This is a genomic window from Haloarcula sp. DT43, assembly GCF_037078405.1.
GTDB classification, from domain to species: domain Archaea; phylum Halobacteriota; class Halobacteria; order Halobacteriales; family Haloarculaceae; genus Haloarcula; species Haloarcula brevis.
Window position 1 is genome coordinate 1 of record NZ_JAYMGZ010000012.1, and the last position, 1,351, is coordinate 1,351.

Below are 1,351 nucleotides of genomic sequence, written 5' to 3' on the forward strand. Positions count from 1 at the left end.
ACGAAGCGGACGAACGGCGGGATAGGGAAACGTGATTCAACCTGGGGCCCGTGAAAAGACGAGCATGGTGTCCGTACCGAGAACCGACACAGGTGTCCATGGCGGCGAAAGCCAAGGCCTGTCGGGAGCAACCAACGTTAGGGAATTCGGCAAGTTAGTCCCGTACCTTCGGAAGAAGGGATGCCTGCTCCGGAACGGAGCAGGTCGCAGTGACTCGGAAGCTCGGACTGTCTAGTAACAACATAGGTGACCGCAAATCCGCAAGGACTCGTACGGTCACTGAATCCTGCCCAGTGCAGGTATCTGAACACCTCGTACAAGAGGACGAAGGACCTGTCAACGGCGGGGGTAACTATGACCCTCTTAAGGTAGCGTAGTACCTTGCCGCATCAGTAGCGGCTTGCATGAATGGATTAACCAGAGCTTCACTGTCCCAACGTTGGGCCCGGTGAACTGTACATTCCAGTGCGGAGTCTGGAGACACCCAGGGGGAAGCGAAGACCCTATGGAGCTTTACTGCAGGCTGTCGCTGAGACGTGGTCGCCGATGTGCAGCATAGGTAGGAGACACTACACAGGTACCCGCGCTAGCGGGCCACCGAGTCAACAGTGAAATACTACCCGTCGGTGACTGCGACTCTCACTCCGGGAGGAGGACACCGATAGCCGGGCAGTTTGACTGGGGCGGTACGCGCTCGAAAAGATATCGAGCGCGCCCTATGGCTATCTCAGCCGGGACAGAGACCCGGCGAAGAGTGCAAGAGCAAAAGATAGCTTGACAGTGTTCTTCCCAACGAGGAACGCTGACGCGAAAGCGTGGTCTAGCGAACCAATTAGCCTGCTTGATGCGGGCAATTGATGACAGAAAAGCTACCCTAGGGATAACAGAGTCGTCACTCGCAAGAGCACATATCGACCGAGTGGCTTGCTACCTCGATGTCGGTTCCCTCCATCCTGCCCGTGCAGAAGCGGGCAAGGGTGAGGTTGTTCGCCTATTAAAGGAGGTCGTGAGCTGGGTTTAGACCGTCGTGAGACAGGTCGGCTGCTATCTACTGGGTGTGTTATGGTGTCTGACAAGAACGACCGTATAGTACGAGAGGAACTACGGTTGGTGGCCACTGGTGTACCGGTTGTTCGAGAGAGCACGTGCCGGGTAGCCACGCCACACGGGGTAAGAGCTGAACGCATCTAAGCTCGAAACCCACTTGGAAAAGAGACACCGCCGAGGTCCCGCGTACAAGACGCGGTCGATAGACTCGGGGTGTGCGCGTCGAGGTAACGAGACGTTAAGCCCACGAGCACTAACAGACCAAAGCCATCATTCATACGCACTGTGACTCATTCACCGACGA

Annotated in this window: 1 rRNA gene; it reads left to right on the forward strand. The window is 56.5% G+C overall.

Annotated elements, in window-relative coordinates:
* Nucleotides 1–1,324, forward strand: a 23S ribosomal RNA gene (locus VI123_RS19205); the annotation flags it as partial.
* Nucleotides 1,325–1,351: the final 27 nt, after the last annotated feature.